We start from the raw sequence: 18,725 nt of genomic DNA, 5'->3' as shown, positions 1-18,725 counted from the left end.
GTCTGTTCGGCGGGGCCAGTGGCGCGCGTTGTGTCAGGAACGCGGGGCTATTCGTCAGTTGGCGTCGAGGAAATCGAGCAGCGCGCGATTGAACTCGGTCGCGTGGCTCGTGTTGATGCCGTGTGGGCCGCCCTCGATGACGTGCAGCACGCTTCCCGAGATCGCCTCGTGCGTCCGCTGACCCGAGCCCTCGAGCGGAACCGTCGCGTCCGAGTTGCCGTGCAGCACGAGCGTCGGCACCGTCACGTTCGGCAGGTCATCGCGGAAGTCGGTGCCGGCGAAGGCGTCCATGCACAGGAGCGCCGCGCGCTGGTCCGACTGGTGTGCGAGTCGCAGCGCGGCCTGCCGCTGCTCCTCGCTCACCTTGAGGTCGCCGTCCACCGAGAAGAAGTCGGTGATGAACTGGTCGAGGAAGCCGTCGCGGTCGTCCTCAAGACCCTGTCGCATACTCTTCGCGGAGTCCGCATCGAGCGGTCCGTCGGGATTGTCCTCGGTCTGAGCGAGGTACGGGGGGACCGCGGCGGCGAACACGACGCTCCGGATCCGATCCTTGCCGTGGCGGGTGAGGTACCGTGCCACCTCTCCGCCGCCCATCGAGAAGCCCACGAGTGTGACGTCGGTGAGGTCGCGCGCCTCGAGCACGCCGGCGAGGTCATCGGCGAGGGTGTCGTACTCGTAGCCGGCCTCCGGCTTCTCGCTTCGGCCGAACCCGCGGCGATCGTAGGTGATGACCCGGTAGCCCTCGGAAGCGAGCGCGTCCACCTGCTCGCTCCAGGACTCGCCGGAGAGCGGCCACCCGTGGATGAGGACGACGGGCCTTCCGGTGCCGCCGCTGTCGTCGACGTGGACGGGGGCGTTATCGAGTACTCCGTGGTGTTCCTGCGTCATGAAGACCTCCCTGAGTCGCGAGGGGCGTTCCGTTGACGCCCATACTCCACCCTAGGGAAGGAGCGGATCTCGCGTCAGGGGTTGCGCTCTCGGGGAACACAGCACGGCAGTTCGAGTGCCCCCGGCAGGATTCGAACCTGCGACCGTCGGATTATATTGCCGCAGATTCGGGGCGGGCTGCCTCCGTGGTCGATCTGTTCTCAGGGCAGGCAATCGAGGCGTGCTCGTGAACACCCGGAACATCGTCGATGATTTCGACCTCGTGGCCGCCCTCGCGGCCGAACTCAGGATCGCTCGCGGCGCGCGCGACCGCGTACGGCTACAGCTGCTCCTCACAACCCTCGCTCGCGAGGTCGATGAGTTGACCATCCACTACCCGGATCCGCATCAACTCCCCGCAGTCGTCCGACGTAACGGACGACTCGATCGCGGACTCCTGTCCGCCCTATTCGCGCCGGCGTTAAGCTCTCAAGTCTATCCAGAAACATGAACTTTCATCTTTCGCTAGTGTCCGACGTTCACGCTGCTGACGGCAGAGCCACGACGAACGGAGACGACATGGACGACGACGCCATCCTCGCCTACTGGGCGACCACCGCCACCGCCTCGGGCTACCGAACACGCACCACCCGCGAGCACCTCATCAGCCTCCGCGCCACACTCCGCCGCACCGGCAAGAGCATCCTCTCCATGACCCGCCACGACCTCATCGGAGATCTCGGCCGCGAGGGCCTCGCCCCGGCCACACGAGCCCGTTACAAGAGCCTGTTCCATGGCTTCTGGTCATGGGTACAAGAGGAGGGGTTCCGACTCGACAACCCAGCCGTCAGGCTGCCCCGAACCATCGTCCACAAGAAAGAAGCGAACCCGATCGAGACCGATGACCTCGAGATTGTCATCAACTCCGGCATCTACGCAAAGACGCGTATGTACGTCCTCCTCTACGCCTACCAAGGCTTCCGAGCATCCGAGATCGCCGCGGTGCACGGCTCGATGAGTATCGATTGGACCAACCGCCGGATCCTCTCACGTGAGGCAAAGGGTGGCAAAGAGGTGTGGCGTCCGATGCACCCGTTGATCTGGGAGCAGGCGCAGCGCTACCCCCGCGATGCATGGTGGTTCCCCTCACCTTCGAACTCCGACGAGCACATCACCGGCAAGAACGTATCGACGGTCCTGTCGAAAGCGTTCAAGCGGGCCGGCATCACCGGACACCGTCCCCACAACCTCCGCGCGTGGTACGCGACCAACCTCGATCTCGCCGGGGCTCCGACGACTGTGGTCGCTGCGGGTCTCCGGCATTCCGACCTACAGAGTGCGAGCCGATACATCGCGGTCCCTCAGCAGCAGATCGAGCGCTATCAAGACATGCTGCCGGTGATCTCTGTCCCCGAACGGACCCCCAGGGGAGAGGCGGCACGGAGGCGCGCGGCGTAGTACCCTAGTCTGGTTGCCCCCGTAGCTCAGAGGATAGAGCATCGGCTTTCTAATCCGCAGGTCACAGGTTCGAATCCTGTCGGGGGCGCAGCGCCCCCACGGTCACACCGTGGGGGCTTTCGCTTAGTTCGAGTGGCTCAAAGTGTCGCATTGCTTTGCACTTTACTGTCGCATCGTGCGACACTGTAACTGTCGGAGGGAAAGCCCCACCGACAGGAGGGGGGAACCGATGGAGATCATCGGACTCCTGACCGCGGCGGTCAACTTGATCACCGCGGTTATCCTCTGGCAGACCGCCAAGCGCAACAGGCGCCGCGACTGACAGAGAAGGCCCCGAGATACACCAACTATCTCGGGGCCGCCCTCCCTCATTATAACCTCAGATAGGGGGAATCAAGATGGAGACCGCAACACTCGTTCTCTCGGTTGTCGCGCTCGTCGTGGCAGTCGGGGCGCTCATCCTGGCCGTTCGGGGTCGAAAGTGATCGACCACGAGCGCGCGCTCGCAAAGGCTGCTACCCGATTGGCTGACGCGATCGAGGCACGGAGCGCGGCGATCGTGGCGGCCTACAGTGATCACATGAAAGTCACCCACATCGCGGACGCCGTAGGGCTGAGTCGCGCGCAGGTGCATCGAATCCTGAATGATGCGGGAGTGGGTCCCGGATCCGTCTCGGGAGGCGCAGGGCATACTTGACTCGCAAGTTTCCGCTGTAGCATTCTTGTCGAACATAGTTTCGATAAGGAGCCGTGATGCAGGAGAGCCGCCGGGCTCGCGAGGCCGCCGCGCAGCGCAAACGGATGCCCTACGTGCAGATTGAGACCGACGTATGGGCGATAATGCGGAACTCGACAGAGGTGCCTGCCGCGATGATCTACCGGATCTCGGACCGGATCCAGGTCGCGAAGTACCTCGTGATGACCTGGAACGCCGAACCGCATCGGCGACGAATGATCGCGATGTACGACACCCTCGAGGACGCCAATTTCTCCGTGAAGTGGGACAACAGTGGCCATGTCACCGGGCGAGAGAACCACGCCACCGGCGCCTACTATGAGCACAGGCGCAACCTTGAAGCTCAGAGAGAGCAGCAAGGCGGACCGCGCTAGGACGCACGAAAACGCCCCCACCCGACCGCAGTCAGATGGGGGCGTTCAGATGAGATCCGCGAGTGTTTGTGGGACGGGGGGAAGCTCCGCGCCCGGTGCGTGGCGGCGGTGGGAATCGATGAGCGCGCGGACGTAGCCGACGAGTGCCCATTCACGGCGCGCGTACTCTTCGACCATTCCCTCGAGCTTCGCGACACGTCGCGTAAGAATCTGCAGTTCGGCGCGATGGTCCTCGGCCTGTTGCTGCTGATTCTCACGAAGACGCGCCAACTCCTCGCGCATGGGCGTGAGCAGGTCAGTCGCAGACTCGGTGATCGTGGCGGCGGCATCTGCGCGCTCGGTTCCCCGTTTCGAACGTGACGTGATGACGGCGACGGCGACCGTCGCGATCGCGCCGAAGATGCCACCGGAGACAAGGTAGGGGCCGATGTCAGAGAGGAACGCTTCCACGGCGCTCCCTCCGTGCGGCATGCGCGGCACGGCGGAGCTGGAGAGCGTCGCGTGTAACCGCGGTGAGTGTGGCGGCGTTGAGTCCGAGCACGAGTACGCCAGTGAAGGTAAGTCCGAACGCGTCACCGAGCGAGACGGCGAACGCACCGAGCGCGGTGGTGATCGCGAGCCCTCCGCCGAGCTTGAACCATCCGCCGAGCCATTGGTTCGGGCTGAGGATGCCCCAGATCGACAGTGCGGGACCACCGAGGAGCAGACCGACCCACGCCTGGTGGAACCCGTCACCGAGGGCATCGCGCACGGGCGCAGTAACTCCACCGACGAGCATCACCGCGCCGCCGATGAAGTAGAACGTCAGCATGACGAGCTCGGCAGGGTTCTGCAGGCGACTGCGTAGCGTAGGAGGCGAGGTCGTCATGATTTCTCCCGTGTGCAGAGGTGGACGGCGAGCACGACCGCGCTCCCGATGATCGCTACGCCGATTGCGGCGACGATGAGACCCATCTCGGATCCTTCCTACGATGACCACGGCCGCGACGATGATGAACAACGCCGCGGCCGCGATGATGAGTTCGGGGGTGAGCATCCGCGTCAGCGCCGCCCGTGATCGGGCGCGGCGAGGAACGCAGACTCTGCGCCGGTCGTCGGTCCGTCGACTTCTTCGAACTCGTCGTAGTATTCGGTGTCGTCGGGTCCGTCTTCCTCGTCGGGAAGATCGTCGACGGTGGTCGCGTCGAGCAGCGCGGACTCCGGGAGCAGATCAGCGTGCGGGCCGTCCCGCTGGGTGCGGGTCTTCGGCGTGAGGTTCGCGAGCGCGGGGGCGCTGTTCGCAACGCCGAGCACGGTCGCACCGAAGCCGGCCCAGATGGCGAACTCCTCGGCGCTCATGTAGCCGTAGAAGATCAGGACGGGGCCGGCGGCGAGGCCGACGGCGTATGCGTACTTGCGGGCTTCGCGGCCCTTGTCGGTGTTCGGCATGGTGAACTCCTTATCGGTTGATCTGCTGGGAGAGGCGGCGCGCTTCGGACTGCGCGTTGATGTAGTCGGTTCGGTTATGGCGGCAGTGCGGGACCCCGGCACCGATGCCGTACAAGCGGCACCACGCCTTGCCGATACCCGGCGACGCAGTGACCATGAACCCGCGGTAGATGTTCACGTTGCCGCTCTTGCGCATCTGGCTGCCGTTCAGGTCGAGCCCGATGCTCGGGTGTGCCAGGGTGTATTCGGTCTTGTACCGGGGATCGACCCGGACGATCGTTCTCGTGGGCATGTCTTCGTCCTCCTCAGGGAACTGCAGGGGTTTCGGTTTGGGTGTGGGGTTCGGGCTCGGCTTCGCGGACGCCGCCGAGAGGTTCACGATGAACGGGAGGGGGTCCGTGGTTGCACCGCTGGCGAGACGCAGGATGAAGTGCAGGTGCGGGCCGGTCGCCCAGCCAGTCGCGCCGACCTCGCCGACCTTCTGGCCCGCCTTCACGCGCTGCCCGTATGCGAGGTGCGACGGGGCATTCATGTGTGCGTATCGGGTGGCGAATCCGGAGTTGTCGCGGATCTCGATGAGCCAGCCACCGCCCTGAGGGTCCCAACCGTTGAACGCGACCCATCCGTCGTGCGCGGCGAGGATTCGGGTGCCCGCGTTCGCTGCCCAGTCCTGACCGTTGTGCAGCTGTGCAGCGACGACGCCGGGGATTGCTCCGCGCCACCCGTACGTGTCTGTCATGCGTGCCCCGGGTACGGGGTGCCTCAATCTGATACTCATAAGTGCGTCCCTCCGTTTGCGGATGTATCCGGCTCGGGCTCCGGTTCCGGTTCCGGTTCCGGTTCCGGCTCGGGCTCCGGTTCCGGTTCCGGCTCGGGCTCCGGTTCCGGTTCCGGCTCGGGCTCGGGCTCCGGCTCGGGCTCCGGTTCCGGTTCCGGTTGCGGCTCGGGCTCGGGCTCCGGCTCGGGCTCCGGCTCGGGCTCCGGTTCCGGTTCCGGCTCGGGCTCCGGATCCGGTTCCGGTTCCGGCTCGGGCTCGGGCTCCGGCTCGGGCTCCGGTTCCGGTTCCGGCTCGGGCTCCGGATCCGGGAGTTCGATCTCGAGAATGCCCTCGACGGCTCGGCGGATCATCGCGTCGCTGATGTCGTCAGATGATCCGGTCTGGTTTACGATGCAGCACCAACCGGGCTGTACGGCGAGCTGCCAGCGATTCTCCTTCGCCCAACCGAACGGATCGGAGCTGATGAGTCCGGTAGCGGTCACGCACGCGGCGACGCGGCGGAGCAGCATATTGTCCTCGACGAGGATGGCTTGCACTTGATAGTGAGTCACGATGGTTCCTAACTGTCGATCAGGTACTCGCTGTTGAGCGTGTAATAACTCGCGGTCCCGCCTGTGGTCGCGATGAGCATTTCGCCGGACGCGCTGATGTACGAGCGCCCCGGGGGAGCTCCGCCGCCAGATGCGAGGAGTCGTACCGATTTGTAGCCGTCTCGCACGCCTGGGAGATCCGGTATGCCGCCTCCTGGGATCACGGAGACGTATGACGTGCTGAATGAGCCGGAGCTACGGGTGAGAGCGCCCTGCAGGTGCAGTTTGCCGCCTGCGATCGCCCACTCGGGCCGCTGCCCTTGGTGCACATCGATCCGATCTGAGAGCGGGAGTGGCTGCCAGTTCAGCTTTCCGCCGTGTCCGATGATCGTTGCCCGGCGTTGGTGCAGTGCGACGAGAACGCGGCTGCCGACCGAGACACCAGTCACGAGCGTGGACGGCGCAGCGAGCAGCGGAGCCTCGTCTCCGTCGATCTGGACCGAGGTTGGATTCACCGCTCGAACGGTCGCCCACTTGAGATCAGGTTTTCCTCGAGCAACTGCGGCGAGCGCTCGCATTCGACGCCAGATCTCTGCGAGGTCGATGTCGTTCATGCTTCTCTCCACTCTGCGGAGCATTGGGCGTCGAATCCGAGGGTGTAGGCCATGCGTTGGACGGTGGCTCTGACGGGTTCGCGCGTGGTGGGTGCGAACTCGACGAGGTCGTTGGGGTTGAGAGGGATGATGGCGTGGGTTGCGTCGAGTTTCGCCACGGGTGACATGGCGTCGGCGAGGCGGCGCTGAGCGAGTTGGTCGAAGACGGTTTGTGTGCTGCCCTCGACGCCCTCCTCGGTGCGGGTGATCCATCGCCCTCGTGCTTCGTAGCCGAACGGGCTGTCGGCGTCTTCGTTGGACGCGACGCCGACGAGGGGAGGCGTGTCGTCTGAGCCCTGCCCGACAACGATGTACCGGTTGGGGACGCTCGCGAGATCCTGCTCGCGTCCCCAGTCGGGCGTGTGAATCGCGGCCTCGCCTGCAGCGAACACCCACGACACTGCGCGATCGCCGGGTGCCCGGTACGGCTCCACACGGAACAGGCCCGCACCGTCTGCCCACAGTGACCAGTAACCGGCCGCCTGCAGCAGGTCGTTGATGATCGTGAGCTTCGGGGTCGATGCCGGCCACACCTGCGGGTTCGCGAGGGTGGTGTCTGACTCCGTGACTGCGATGCGTGTCTCACCGGCGGAACGGATGAGATCCACGACCGCCGGAACGATCGGGGTACCGGCGGCAAGTGAGAACGTCTCGTGGATTGCGTCCTCATCGAGCACAGCGAGTTTCGACAGGAGTTCGACCTCCCACGCCGTGCGCAGATCGGTGCGATCCTCGGTCGGTGACGACAACAGTAGTGTCGCCACCGGCCAAGGGTCCACGCCGAGGATCCCGGGATCGTAGGTGAAGCGAACCCGATCCCGCATCCAATCGATGTCAGCTGTCGAACCGACGAGCGACATCGAGCCCGAGGCGCCCAGTCGCGTCGTCGCCGCGAGCTCGATCCGGCCCGCCGACGGCGTGATGTCCCGCTTCGGGCGATCCTCACTGTCGAGCAGCTCTGTCCGCCAACGGGGGCGACGATGGCCCGTGAGACGCTGATCCATCGCCACCCCCTTCTACCGCTCCGTCTCGTTCAGACCGAACGAGACCTTCCACACCATCGCCGCCTCGTGCGTCCACGAAATATCGCTGCACGAGCCGTAGATCCTGACACCGGTGGGATCCCGGTACAGGTGCACCGGGTGGACCGCGTTGGCGAGGTCCTGCAGCAGCTCGAGCGACGCGTTGCCGTCACCATGTCGGACGAGTCGCCCGCCGGCCTGTACTGACCGGGTCAGCGCCTCACCCGCGTACGCGACCGCGTGCGGCCGACCCTCGTAATGCTGCGCGGTGCGCGCGCGCCCCGACGTGACTTGCACCTCTGCGTCGTACGGCATCCGCGCGGCGACGATGTACCCGTCAGAACCTGAGAGCCACAGTGCCGGAGAATCCGCGATCACGGTGATCTCGGCGACCGCTGTCGCTCCGATGTCGGAGAACGCGATCGCGCGATACATCGTCTCGCCGGCCGATAGTGACTCCCAGTCCTCGAGATCCGCCGACGGCGGGAGATCCGCCGCCAGCAGCTCCCATGTTTCACCCGAGTCGATCGACCGATAGACCTCGGTGCGAACCGTGTCGGCCGGCCTGATGAGGCTCGACGTGGAGTTGTCGCGCACACCATCCCAGCGAGCACGGTTGAACCCGAGGCCGGTATCCACCGAATCGCTGTCACCGTCGAACCAATCGCCCCTGTAGCTCTCGAGGATGATTCCCACGCGGTCGAACCAGACATCGGGGTCGCCCTGCACGCCGCCGACGAGCTGCATCGAGACCGTGCCCGTTCCCGGGGAGGTGTAGATCTCGAGCTCCTCGGCGCCCGCGACGCCGCTGTGTGCGACCGAACGGGTAGGGCTCGGAGTGAGAGCATCGATCGTGCCGAGACGCGGGCTCGCGCTCGCAGGCCGATCCCGATCGAGGTACGCCGTCGCGACGATACGAGCACCCTCGGCCGCCGGCGATGGGTCCGCCCAGAACCTCGCAGCGGTCACGGAGCCGCCGGGACGGTTGCTCACCAACCGCAGAGAGTAATCACCCTCTGCCGCCCACCTGCTCGACTTGATGCACGAACCGTATACAACCGCTATCCCCGGCGGACGCTGACCGACGAGCACGCACGAGCTGTTGAACCGTGCACCGGTCCAGCGCGCCTCCATGTCCTCATCAGGGCTCTCCTCGCCGTGGAACCAGGGACCGGCGTAACCCGGTGCCCAGATCCCAGGGAGAACGAACCACACGTCGCCGGACCCTCGTAGACCCCCGTGGATCATCTGGAACCGGTAGGTGTCGCTCATCGCGCCGAACTCGATCCGGTGCAGCTGCTCGCCTCGTGAGTTGCTCGACCGGTTCGACCGCGCTAGGGGGTTCCGCAATGAGAGGCTCGCGTAGTAGCTCTTGATCGATCCCTCGAGTGGCTTCTCGAGGTATGAATAGACTTCCGCGACGCCGCCAGATTGGAACTCCTCGGGTATGTTCGCCCAGACGAACGCATCCGTGGACGAGCTCTCAGCCGTCGAGATCAGCCGCAACGACGGAATACCGTTCTTCGTGTACCGCGTCGAGACGATCGGAATGCAGTACGCCGCGGTCAGACCAGCCGGCCGCCACCCGTACAGTCGCGAGGCGGATTCGTTTTCAATACCGGGCGAGTCGAGGGTACCCCACGCCGGCGTTAGATCTGGGTCGTCGGACACCGAACCATCGAAGATGACCCCGGGGGCTGTCGTGATGTGACGGAGGCGAATGTTCCCCTGTAACGTTCCAATGCCGAAGTTGTTTCGGGAGAATCCGAGCCGCAGCTCCGTGTACCCCGACGGCACGACGAACGTCACTCGCTTCGTCTCCTCCGTATTGATCGCCGAGACCGGGGTGTCTTCGGATACGACGGAGGTCCAGTTGTTCGCGAGTCCAGATACGTATCCGAGCGCGACCTTGGGCTGAGCGGAGAGAGTCGTCGACGCAACCTTGAACTCAACCGTGATGCTCTCGCCCGCAGTCACCGGGATGAGCGCCGAGTACATCGATGCGCTCGCCCGGATAGCGCCATCTGCAAACGCCAGCGAAGCACCGCTCCAACCTCGCGTGCTGTTCGCACTCTGCATGATTGGCGAAGGAATCCGGTTCTCGTGGACGAGCACCCGCCACGCGCCGCCCATCGCCGGGTTTGGATACCCGTTGCGGTAGACCTCGACATCGGTCGTGGCGTCGCTTTCGAAACTCGGATTGATGACCCGGTTCGTCGCGATCGCAACAGACGTGATGTCGCCCTCGCCGACTTCGACCGATACCGACCCTGCGTCCTCGTTCCATCGCCCATCGAGAACCGGCGGAAGTGGAGCGATGAACTCCACCTCGACGTTTGCCTCGGCCCACTCTGACCACACATCTCCGGTTGCCGCGCGCACGCGCACGACGTAGCTCTCACCATCGGCGAATAGCGCGCCCTGCTCGAGTGTCGAGGTGGCACCTTGGCCGTCACGTTCAAGGATCACGATGTCGTCGCTGTCGCGCACCTCGACTTGCCAGGCCGACTGCGGTCGGTCCTGTGATTGGAACCAGGACCACTCGAGCGCGAGCTCGGGCCGGAACAGGAGCCCGTCTTCGGGGCTCAGGATTGCGACGCCGGGGCGCTCGACGAGTTCGAAGGTCGCCGTGGCCGACCACGGCGAAGCGTTCGCGTGATCTCCCCATGTGCGGACGCGCCACGACACCGACCCGTAGGAGCCGGCGCCGAGCTGCGTCGCGGGGTCGTTGATGAGCACGAACTCGTCGGCCGTGCGGATCTCGCCGAGGAGTCTCCACGAGGTCTCGCCGGGGCGCTGAAACTCGATCCGACGCCTGGTCTGCTCGGATGCATCGGCGGGGTTGTGCTGCCAACGGAGGATGAGGGGACTGTCACCGTCGAGCGCTCCGCCGTTCGGCGTGAGCGCAGTCGGCGCTTTCGGCGGGGCCTGCAGCTCGACCGTGTTCGACGCCGACGACCATGAGCCGAGCAGCGTCCCGCGTCGAGCGCGCACCGTGTAGCGGTGAGTGACTGCAGGGTCGGGGTTCTGATGGGTCCATGGGAGCTGCACGCCGGTTGCGACGGTCGTGTTGCCATCCCGGATGTCGTAGGACTGGACCCACGGATTCGGAGCGGTCGCCGAGATCCGGATGCCGCCGGAGACGCGTACCGCGCGGACGTTCGACGGTGCGGAGGGCGTCGTGTAGACCGGTCCGAAGGTGTTCGACCATGGTGAAGCGCCGGCGGAGTTGTGGCCCTGAACGCGGTAGTAGTAGCGGCCGTTCGCCTTTGTCGTGCGGTCGGTGAAGTTCGAGGGGTTCCCGCTCGGGCGGCCCACCTGCACCCAACGGCCATCGCCGACGGACCGCTGCACGGTGACGGAGGTATAGGTCGAGGTGCGGGACCACTCGGGGCGGTGCTGCACGTCGCTCGACCGGACTACGCGGTCGATCCGGGGCGCGGTCGGACGGGCCGCCGGACGCGCTGGAATCGGGAATCGTCGAGAAACCGACGACGAACCGAGCGGGTGAGTGACAGAGACGCCATACGAGAGGTTCTGTCTCGACCCCGAGGTTGCGCGACTGCCAGAGGTCTCGTGGATCACGATTCGACTGTTCGTGCCGACCGTGATTCTCCGGGTACGGGAGCCTCCGCCCCAGTACCCGGAGAAGTTCATCGTGATGTCGAGGCTGGTGATCCACGCCGTGCGATCGGTCTGCAGGTGGACGCGATGCGTCAACCGGACCGAGGAGGTGCCAGATCCCACCGAACGGGGCGACATGACGGTTTCAATGCCGATGCGAACATGATTGCGCCATGCGCCCCAGTGGATAGACATCTAGACTCCTAGCTCCTCTCGAGCTCTCGAACGGCTCGCCGGGGCGAGCTTCTGTTTGATGCGTCCGTCGATGACGCCGACGAGCACGCCGTCGGTGTCGTAGATCTCGAACGTCGCCCGGTCGGGACCGCCGCCCTCACCCTTGTCGCCGACCATTCGGTCGAACTCGTCGCCGGTGAAGATCGGTTCAGGTCGCCCGGTTCGGTTCTCGACCAAGCTCACGCCTGTCGGGAGCCATCCGCCGTTGTCGAACAGCAGCGGTTTGCGGGTGCTCGCCTGGCCGTGATCGTCCTTGCCGATGAATGAGGTGAAGTGCTTCACCGCGTTCTCGGCTGTCTGCTTCGCGAGCCCTGCCGCGGCATCGACCCACATACCGCCGCCGGGGAACTTGTCCGTGATCTTCGTCTTCACCCAATCGACGAGACCGTCGAGCGGGTTCCACCAGCCACCATCGCCGCCAGACGGCGCGGTGTGCCCGGACATGAACGGTGCGGGATTGATCCAGTTGCCAGAACCGAGGCTGCCCCGGTATCCGGTCTCGATCATGTAGTGCAGGTGCGGGCCGGTCGAGTTGCCGGTCGAACCGACCCGGCCGATCGTCTGGCCCTTGCGCACTTGCTGCCCCACCCGCGCGGCTATCGACGAGAGGTGCGCGTACCACGTCAGGATGTTTCCGTCGTGGAGCACGTTGACCTGATTGCCGCCGCCGAACGATCCGCCGGGCTCCCACCCGGCGTGCGTGATGCGTCCCGCGGCGGCCGCCATCGTCTTCGTCCCCGTCGGTGCGGCGAGGTCGATACCGTTGTGACCACTGTGGAACGGCTGCGATACGCTGTAGCTGCCCCGGGGAAGCGGCGTCACGAACCCGCCGCCCTTGTACCCCGGGATGCTGCCATGACGGTTCATGTGATCGAGCACGCCAGGGTGGCGCGCCTCGATCGCGCGACGTGATGCCGAGCGGATCACATGCTCATCGCCATGCACCACGCCCGCAACCTTCGTCGCGGCCATGGCTCCGGTGTATCCGCCGTCATGGAAGCCCTTGGGGAGGGCGAGCTCTGCGATGTTGACGCCGGGGATCTTGTTGATCGTTCCGATGAGCCCATCGTTGATGACTTTTTGCAACACGAATTTGACAGGTGTTTTCGCGGCGTCCTTGATCTTGTTCCACGCGGTGACGATGCCGTCTTTCGCCTTGCGGAACGCCTCGGCAGGCTTCGTTTTGACGAAGTTGATCATGGTGGTGAGCGTGGATTTGATCCCGGACCAAATAGTTACGAATGTGTTCTTTATTGCAGTCCAGGTTGAGGACCACACAGATCGCACAGCCGCGACTCCGGAGCGGACCAGATTGTGCACTGCAGCGAGTCCGGAGGTCAGCCAGGAGGTGATGGCGGTCCAGGTGTTCACGAAAAAGCTGCGGACGGCAGTCCAGCCAGCAGACCAGACGGTGCGTACGACAGCGAGGCCGAGAGCGATGATCTGTTTGGCCTGATTGATCTTCGTGGTAACCCAAGTGACTATTGCTGTCCAAGTGGAAACAAAGAACCGTTGCACCGCTGACCAGGTTTTCTCCCACCCGAGCCGTATGGCGAGCACCCCGACAGCGATGATCAGTTTCGCCTGATTGATCTTCGTGGAGATCCACTCCGTGATGGCGGTCCAGATCCCCACAAAGAAGTCACGAACCGCAGCAAGGCCGGCCTTCATCTGCTCCCAGCCGAGTGCGAAGGCGGAGACGACGAACGCGAATCCGGCGCGGATCTGGTCCCAACCGGCGACAAAAGCGGCCGTCACCGCGGCGAATCCAGCCTTGATTTGCTCCCAACCCATCGCGAAAGCTGCGACGACAGCAGCGAAGATCTCTCGCCCCGCCTCGGTCTGTGTGAAGAACCAGACGACAGCGCCGACGAGAGCGGTGACGGCGGTTATCACGAGTCCAATGGGATTCGCCTTCAGCGCCGCATTGAACAATGCCTGTGCTGCAGCCGCGGCCTTCGTCGCCACGGTGGAAGCGACAAGCGCGACCTTCTGACCGACGACGACCGCCGTGTTGCGTACCCATGCGGTCGTGGTCCTCCAAAGGGATGCGGCCTGCATCGCGGCGAGCTGAATCCAGAGCTTGAGTCCCGCCTGGTGCGCGAGCAGCGCCACACGGTTAGCGACGAGCTTTGCCGTGTTCGCGACCCACGCCGCGCCACTCCGCGCGAGCGCCGCGGTTTTACTTGCCATCGCGACAATGAAGTCTTTGACGTAGAGTCCGATGATTTGCACCGTGGCCCATTTGTCGGCCACCATCGCCGCTGTCTTCCTGACCCACGCGGCAGTGTTGGCGACCAGGCCAGCCGTGAGCTTCGCGAACGAGATCGCGGCGAGAGCCACCCGGTACGCGACGAAAGCTCCCGCGGCGATTCCTATGGTGGTTGCGAGAGCGTTGACGCGCGAGTCACTTTCTGTGACCCAGGAGATCACTGCCGAGAGGACGCTCGCGGTCTCGGTGAGCACACCCGTGAGAACACGCAGACCCTCCGTCAGGACTACCCCGGCGATCTCGGCGACGGTCCGCAGGTATGGGGCGAGGCTAGTCGCGAGCCCGAGGACCGCACCGAGCAGGTCCGAGAGGGCGCTCTGCAGCTCGGGGGAGGTGGAAACTAGACCGATGAACAAGCCAGCGGCGATACCCAGTGGCCCGCCGAGCCTCGCGAGCGCCCCGGCAAGACCACCCAACCCCGGAACCATCCCGATCAGCGGAGCAAGGCCGGAGGCGCCGAGAGCGGCGAACGCGCCGGCGGCCGGAGCGAGCACCGCTCTCGCTTCGGCGAGCTTCCCCGTACCGCCCTCGAGTAGCTGCACGAACCGGTCGAGCATCGGGGAGACAACGTTCCCGATAACCTCACCCAGGCGTGAAGCCTGATCCTCGACCGGGCCGAGAGCGGCCTGAATTGACTGGAACAAGGGGGCAAGTTTTGGGAAGACGCCGCCCATGATTCCGGCTCCGATCCGCCCTAGAGCAGCGAATACGTTGGCCATGGCTCCTGAGAACGTGTCCCCGCTCGACTGAGCGGCACCACCGAGGCCCTCCTCCATGGCCTTCTGGAAGGTAGCGAAATCGATCTCTCCTGCAGAGGCCATTTTCGACGCTTCTTCGGAGGTCACCCCCATCGTCTTCGCCAGGAAGCTGAGCGCCGGGACGCCGGCGTCGTGGAGCTGATTGATCACGTCCATCTGGACCTTGTTCGAGGCGGCGACCTTGTTGAAGATCGCGCCCATCGAACCCATGTCCGTACCGGCGATCGTCGCCGCGTCCGCGACGAGCTTGAGGTTGCGCTCGAGTTCCTTACCCGGCTTGACGCCGGCAGCCATAGCGCCAGCGGCTGCGGTCGCCGCTTCGTCGAGACCGAACGCTGTCCCCTTGACCGCTGCGGTCGCGTTCGTCATGATCTTCTCGATGGTCTTTGAGTCGTTGCCGAGGCCACGGAGCTTCGCCTGCGCCTGGTCGATCGCCTTGAGGCGGCCGAATCCCTTCGTCAGAGCGACACCGAGAGCGGTACCTGCGGCCGCCATCGTGACCGTAGAGACAGCCTTGAACCCGTTCGTGAGACGGGCACCCATCGACGAGCCGATCTTGCTGGCGGGAACGCCGCCGAGCTCCTTCTCGATGACCTTGCTCGAGCCCTTCATGGTGGGAAGGAGCGTCAGGTAGGCGACACCGAGACTGGGGTTGGATGACACGGGCGGCCCCCTCTCTTAGAGTTGGGGCCGCCCGAATCAGGGCTGCTCGTCTTTCCGTTGCTGCGCCTCGCGGCGCTGGCGCTGTTTCTCGCGCCAGGCGTGCGCCTGAGACTCGAAATGCGCCTGTTGCTGCTCCTGCTCGTAGATCCCCTCGGGGTACGGTCTCCGCTTCACCTTCGAGGGCTTCTTGGAATTGACCGCGATCACCGCATGCTCGACGAGCCACCCGGATTCGGTCTCATCGGTGATCGCCGCTGGACCGCCGAAGAACTGCCCGAGTTGCGATCCACGAGGCATGTGGACCGCGAGATTCGCGATGTGCGTTGGTGTCTCCGTGCCGTCGTAGAGATCGTCCAGTCTGACGCCGTAGTAGCGTCGGAGGTCGGCCTCGAGGCGTTCGGGACATATCCGGAGGATCTGCAGGAGCTGATCTAGTTTTTTACGTCGGGAATCTCCTCAGCGAGCGAGGTGAAGAACTCGGCGAGGTCGCTCGCCTTCGTTCTGCCGTCGTCTGCGAGGTTCCGCTTGAGTCGCGCGTACTCCTTCTCGCCGAGGAGGAGCCGGAGCGCGACCGACACCTGCCGGTTGTCGAACGCCTCGAGCACATCAGCGTCATCGAGGATCTCCGGGCTCACGAGGGTGTAGGTCTCACCCTTCCACTCGTGCCGCATGGCTTCCTTCTTCGGCTTCTTCTTCTTCTTGTGGTCGGTGGGGGTCTTCGCGCCTTCGGGGATCTCGGGCATGGTGGGTTCTCCTTCGTGTGGATGTGTCGTGTGGGTTCGGGGTTAGGGTGACGCGGCGGAACCCACACGAACGCCGCGCCACCCGGTCGGTTACGGAGCCTCGACTCCGGCCTCGAGGAACGACTCGGCGTTCGTGAGGATGTAGGAATCGCCGATGATCTCGAATGTGATCTCGTACCCCGTCAGGTCGGACTTCTTGTGCCCGACGGTGCCGCGCTCGGTGGCCTGCACGAGGTCGCAGCACAGGAACTTCTCGACGCCCAGATCGTCGACGAATCGGATGACCGCCTGACGCTCGACGGTGCGCAGCGACTCCGGCAGATCGATCCGTGCGACGCGATCGGCGCCCTCTCCGGTCACGGTCGGCTTCTCGTGCCCCCAGTAGAGCGCGGAGACGAGCGGCGACTCCTCGATGCACTGGATCTTGAAGCTCTTTTCGGTCGAGGTGACCTCGGTGCGGAGCGTCGTGCCGCCCTGCATGCCCTTGAACTTCTCGATGTCAGCGGAGAGTTCGAGATCGATACCGTCTTCGTGAAGCCAGCCGACCGATTCGAACGGCGCGCCGGGCTCGACGAGAGTCGTCGGGAGGGTTCCGGCGCCCTTCTTGGCGAACCAGACCTCAGTGGCGAGTCCGCCATAGACGCGGACGTTGTTCAGGTTCTTAGACACCTCTTGCCCCCTTCGGGCTCGTTCTCGCCGGCTTCTCCGGCTTGGGATCTGCCTCGGGCTTGGCGGCCTCCGGCGGGGTCTGCGCCGCCGGCGCGGCCGCGGCATCGGGACTGGACTGCTCGGAGTCGCCCGTCTCGGTCTCCGCCGAATCGGTGTCGGCGGCCGCGTAGCGCACCTTGCCCCGAATCACGAGGTTTCGCGCGGTGGCGGGGTCGATCTCGGCGGTGTCGCCGCCCTGGTACGTCTCACCGGATGGGCTCACCCAGCGCGACGCGAACGTGACCTTCGTCATGTGTTCTCCTGACATAGAAAAGGCCCCGATTCACGGGGCCTGGGTGATAGTGACTCGCGAGTGCAGAGTCACTGGGAACTGGTACCGGGGTCCTTCGGTGTCGGGATCCGGAGACCAGCGCTCTGCGCCTACCTCGACCTCATAGACGGGGTTGTCGCCGAGTCGTCGGATGCGTGCCATCGCGGTTCTGGCGGCGCGCGCTACGCGCCCCGCGTCCCGCTTCGTCGGCCCGTGGCTTTTGATCAGAAGGAGCGTCCGACCGGAGACGGGCGTGACCATGCCGCCGCCGATCTGCTCGACCTCGTGGAACTCGTTCGGCTTGGGGTTCGGCACCTCTTCGCCGGAGGCGACGCCCGTGCTCTCGAATAGGTACCCGGCTACTTCGTCTTCAACGTCGTCGAACGCGAGGTGCTCAGCCAAGTTGACGCCCCCAGACCCGCATGAGTATTTGATCGCGGCGGTTCGCGCGGTGCGCCGCGGCAGTCGCCGGTTGAACGAATACGCGGTCGAGCCAGGGGTGACGAGTGTCGAGCACGGCCTCGAAACCTTCTCCCGCGTCAGCCGCCCACGCTTCGCCGTGCTCGAGGAGCGCGGCGCCAACGGTGGGAAGTTTCATCGCTTCGTTGAACCCGCGAACGTCCGGTCGGAACCTTCTGGCCATGTGTCAGCCCTCCCAGCGCGTCACCTTCGCTTGCGTGTGGTTGAGGTATCCGGTCGGGGAGCGCACGTGGAATGCGTCGCCCTCGAGTTCGTACTCGATGCCGTCGATGAGGACGTGATCCGTCGCGTCCACGAGCGAGGAACCGAATGGCAACTTGAGCCGGTATCCGGTCTTTGTCGCGTTGCGCGCATTTGGAGCGTCTTCTGACTCGAGGGGTTCGATCCAGCACCCCGCGATGTCGTGCGTGGCGGGTTCAGCGCGGAAGTCTGTGGTGGTGGAGCCGTGTCGGGTGAGCGCGGGATAACGGAGCCTCGTCACGGTCATGGTGTCGAAAGTGCTCATCGTGTTCTCGGGATCCGGAACGCGTCGAGTGCCTCGAGTTCGTGAGGAAGGAACATCGAACCCGCCGCCGTGCCGCCTGGCCCGCGACCGAACTGCACGGCCGCGCCGAGGGTCGTCTCGCTGACGATGTTCCCTGCAGGCGTGAGCGTTCCGCGCGCGATCGCGGCGGCGAGCGCTTCGGCGATCGCGCCGGGGCACTCGTGGAAGCCGTGCGTGAGGGTGATGTCGATCTTTCGCCGGCGTCGGTTCCATCGTCCGGTGAGGCGTTCGATGATGCCGTTGGTGTCCCAGTCGTAATCGCGATCGAGTTCGAGGCGGTGGCCGTCTTCGCGGATCTCGGCGATGTTGCTGACGTGGAGTGAGGGGAGTGTGAGGAGGCGGTCGGAGCGTGCGCTGAGCGTGAGTGTCTCGGTGATCTGGCCCGCGACGCGCCAGCCGCAGCGGTCGCGCACTGCGCGGGATGCGGCGCTGGCGATCGTCTTGGCGAGCACCTGGTCGAGTGGTCTGTTGGTGAGTTTCTGGATCTCCTCGACGGAGAGGACGAGATCCGGAGTCTCTTTGGGCATGGTGATGTCGCCCCCTTCGTCGAGTTGGTCGGCGCGGCCCCACGGTCGGGGCCGC

The 18,725-nt window shown here is 65.0% G+C and carries 21 protein-coding genes and 1 tRNA gene; 4 read left to right on the top strand and 18 right to left on the bottom strand.

What is annotated here, in order from left to right; translation table 11 throughout:
- Positions 1-54: 54 nt before the first annotated feature.
- Positions 55-888, bottom strand: a complete 834-nt coding sequence (locus K8P10_RS10085) for an alpha/beta fold hydrolase (RefSeq protein WP_224778797.1) — start codon at positions 886-888, stop codon at positions 55-57.
- A gap of 226 nt (positions 889-1,114) precedes the next feature.
- Here K8P10_RS10085 and K8P10_RS10080 point away from each other — a divergent pair, with 226 nt between their 5' ends.
- The 4 genes from K8P10_RS10080 to K8P10_RS10065 all read left to right on the top strand — a co-directional run bounded on the left by K8P10_RS10080 (position 1,115) and on the right by K8P10_RS10065 (position 3,435).
- Complete coding sequence (locus K8P10_RS10080; RefSeq protein ID WP_224778796.1) at positions 1,115-1,378, top strand: hypothetical protein; 264 nt, start codon at positions 1,115-1,117, stop codon at positions 1,376-1,378.
- 68 nt (positions 1,379-1,446) lie between these two features.
- Positions 1,447-2,325, top strand: coding sequence for a tyrosine-type recombinase/integrase (locus K8P10_RS10075; RefSeq protein WP_224778795.1), 879 nt, complete (start codon positions 1,447-1,449; stop codon positions 2,323-2,325).
- Between the two features lie 15 nt (positions 2,326-2,340).
- A tRNA-Arg gene (locus K8P10_RS10070) sits at positions 2,341-2,413 on the top strand.
- A 665-nt stretch (positions 2,414-3,078) separates the two neighbouring features.
- Positions 3,079-3,435, top strand: coding sequence for a hypothetical protein (locus tag K8P10_RS10065; protein ID WP_224778794.1), 357 nt, complete (start codon positions 3,079-3,081; stop codon positions 3,433-3,435).
- 45 nt (positions 3,436-3,480) lie between these two features.
- Here the strand turns inward: K8P10_RS10065 and K8P10_RS10060 are convergent, their stop codons facing one another.
- The 17 genes from K8P10_RS10060 to K8P10_RS09980 all read right to left on the bottom strand — a co-directional run bounded on the left by K8P10_RS10060 (position 3,481) and on the right by K8P10_RS09980 (position 18,670).
- Positions 3,481-3,885 (bottom strand): hypothetical protein, encoded by a 405-nt coding sequence (locus tag K8P10_RS10060; RefSeq protein WP_224778793.1) that lies wholly within the window; start codon positions 3,883-3,885, stop codon positions 3,481-3,483.
- Positions 3,866-4,303 carry a hypothetical protein gene (locus K8P10_RS10055; RefSeq protein ID WP_224778792.1) on the bottom strand — a complete coding sequence of 146 codons (438 nt, stop codon included), beginning with the start codon at positions 4,301-4,303 and terminating at the stop codon, positions 3,866-3,868. Before K8P10_RS10055 ends, K8P10_RS10060 begins: the two co-directional genes overlap by 20 nt.
- 173 nt (positions 4,304-4,476) lie before the next feature.
- Entirely contained in the window at positions 4,477-4,863 is a 387-nt protein-coding gene (locus K8P10_RS10050; RefSeq protein WP_224778791.1) for a hypothetical protein, read from the bottom strand.
- Positions 4,864-4,873: 10 nt separating this feature from the next.
- The gene (locus K8P10_RS10045) at positions 4,874-5,602 is read right to left on the bottom strand and encodes a M23 family metallopeptidase (RefSeq protein ID WP_224778790.1); all 729 of its coding nucleotides are present in this window, start codon (positions 5,600-5,602) and stop codon (positions 4,874-4,876) included.
- A 35-nt stretch (positions 5,603-5,637) separates the two neighbouring features.
- Positions 5,638-6,192, bottom strand: coding sequence for a procyclic acidic repetitive family protein (locus K8P10_RS10040; protein WP_224778789.1), 555 nt, complete (start codon positions 6,190-6,192; stop codon positions 5,638-5,640).
- Between the two features lie 8 nt (positions 6,193-6,200).
- A complete protein-coding gene (locus K8P10_RS10035; RefSeq protein WP_224778788.1) occupies positions 6,201-6,785 on the bottom strand; it encodes a hypothetical protein in 585 nt (194 codons plus the stop codon).
- Positions 6,782-7,828, bottom strand: coding sequence for a hypothetical protein (locus K8P10_RS10030; protein ID WP_224778787.1), 1,047 nt, complete (start codon positions 7,826-7,828; stop codon positions 6,782-6,784). The genes K8P10_RS10035 and K8P10_RS10030 overlap by 4 nt, the downstream gene beginning before the upstream one ends.
- Before the next feature lie 12 nt (positions 7,829-7,840).
- A complete protein-coding gene (locus tag K8P10_RS10025) occupies positions 7,841-11,665 on the bottom strand; it encodes a fibronectin type III domain-containing protein (RefSeq protein WP_224778786.1) in 3,825 nt (1,274 codons plus the stop codon).
- Complete coding sequence (locus tag K8P10_RS10020) at positions 11,666-15,397, bottom strand: peptidoglycan DD-metalloendopeptidase family protein (protein ID WP_224778785.1); 3,732 nt, start codon at positions 15,395-15,397, stop codon at positions 11,666-11,668.
- A gap of 36 nt (positions 15,398-15,433) precedes the next feature.
- Positions 15,434-15,694 (bottom strand): hypothetical protein, encoded by a 261-nt coding sequence (locus K8P10_RS10015; RefSeq protein ID WP_224778784.1) that lies wholly within the window; start codon positions 15,692-15,694, stop codon positions 15,434-15,436.
- Positions 15,695-15,828: 134 nt separating this feature from the next.
- The gene (locus tag K8P10_RS10010; protein WP_224778783.1) at positions 15,829-16,140 is read right to left on the bottom strand and encodes a hypothetical protein; all 312 of its coding nucleotides are present in this window, start codon (positions 16,138-16,140) and stop codon (positions 15,829-15,831) included.
- Between the two features lie 90 nt (positions 16,141-16,230).
- The gene (locus tag K8P10_RS10005; RefSeq protein WP_224778782.1) at positions 16,231-16,809 is read right to left on the bottom strand and encodes a hypothetical protein; all 579 of its coding nucleotides are present in this window, start codon (positions 16,807-16,809) and stop codon (positions 16,231-16,233) included.
- Entirely contained in the window at positions 16,802-17,101 is a 300-nt protein-coding gene (locus K8P10_RS10000; protein WP_224778781.1) for a hypothetical protein, read from the bottom strand. The genes K8P10_RS10005 and K8P10_RS10000 overlap by 8 nt, the downstream gene beginning before the upstream one ends.
- Positions 17,102-17,131: 30 nt before the next feature.
- On the bottom strand, positions 17,132-17,521 hold the full coding sequence (locus K8P10_RS09995; RefSeq protein WP_224778780.1) for a hypothetical protein: 390 nt from the start codon (positions 17,519-17,521) through the stop codon (positions 17,132-17,134).
- Positions 17,514-17,717, bottom strand: a complete 204-nt coding sequence (locus tag K8P10_RS09990) for a hypothetical protein (RefSeq protein WP_224778779.1) — start codon at positions 17,715-17,717, stop codon at positions 17,514-17,516. The genes K8P10_RS09995 and K8P10_RS09990 overlap by 8 nt, the downstream gene beginning before the upstream one ends.
- A 48-nt stretch (positions 17,718-17,765) precedes the next feature.
- A complete protein-coding gene (locus K8P10_RS09985; RefSeq protein ID WP_224778778.1) occupies positions 17,766-18,104 on the bottom strand; it encodes a hypothetical protein in 339 nt (112 codons plus the stop codon).
- Positions 18,101-18,670 (bottom strand): hypothetical protein, encoded by a 570-nt coding sequence (locus K8P10_RS09980; RefSeq protein ID WP_224778777.1) that lies wholly within the window; start codon positions 18,668-18,670, stop codon positions 18,101-18,103. Before K8P10_RS09980 ends, K8P10_RS09985 begins: the two co-directional genes overlap by 4 nt.
- Positions 18,671-18,725 lie beyond the last annotated feature (55 nt).

Origin of the sequence: Leucobacter sp. Psy1 (assembly GCF_020096995.1) — a bacterium.
Taxonomy (GTDB): Bacteria; Actinomycetota; Actinomycetes; order Actinomycetales; family Microbacteriaceae; genus Leucobacter.
This window is presented reverse-complemented; position numbering and strand designations above follow the sequence as displayed.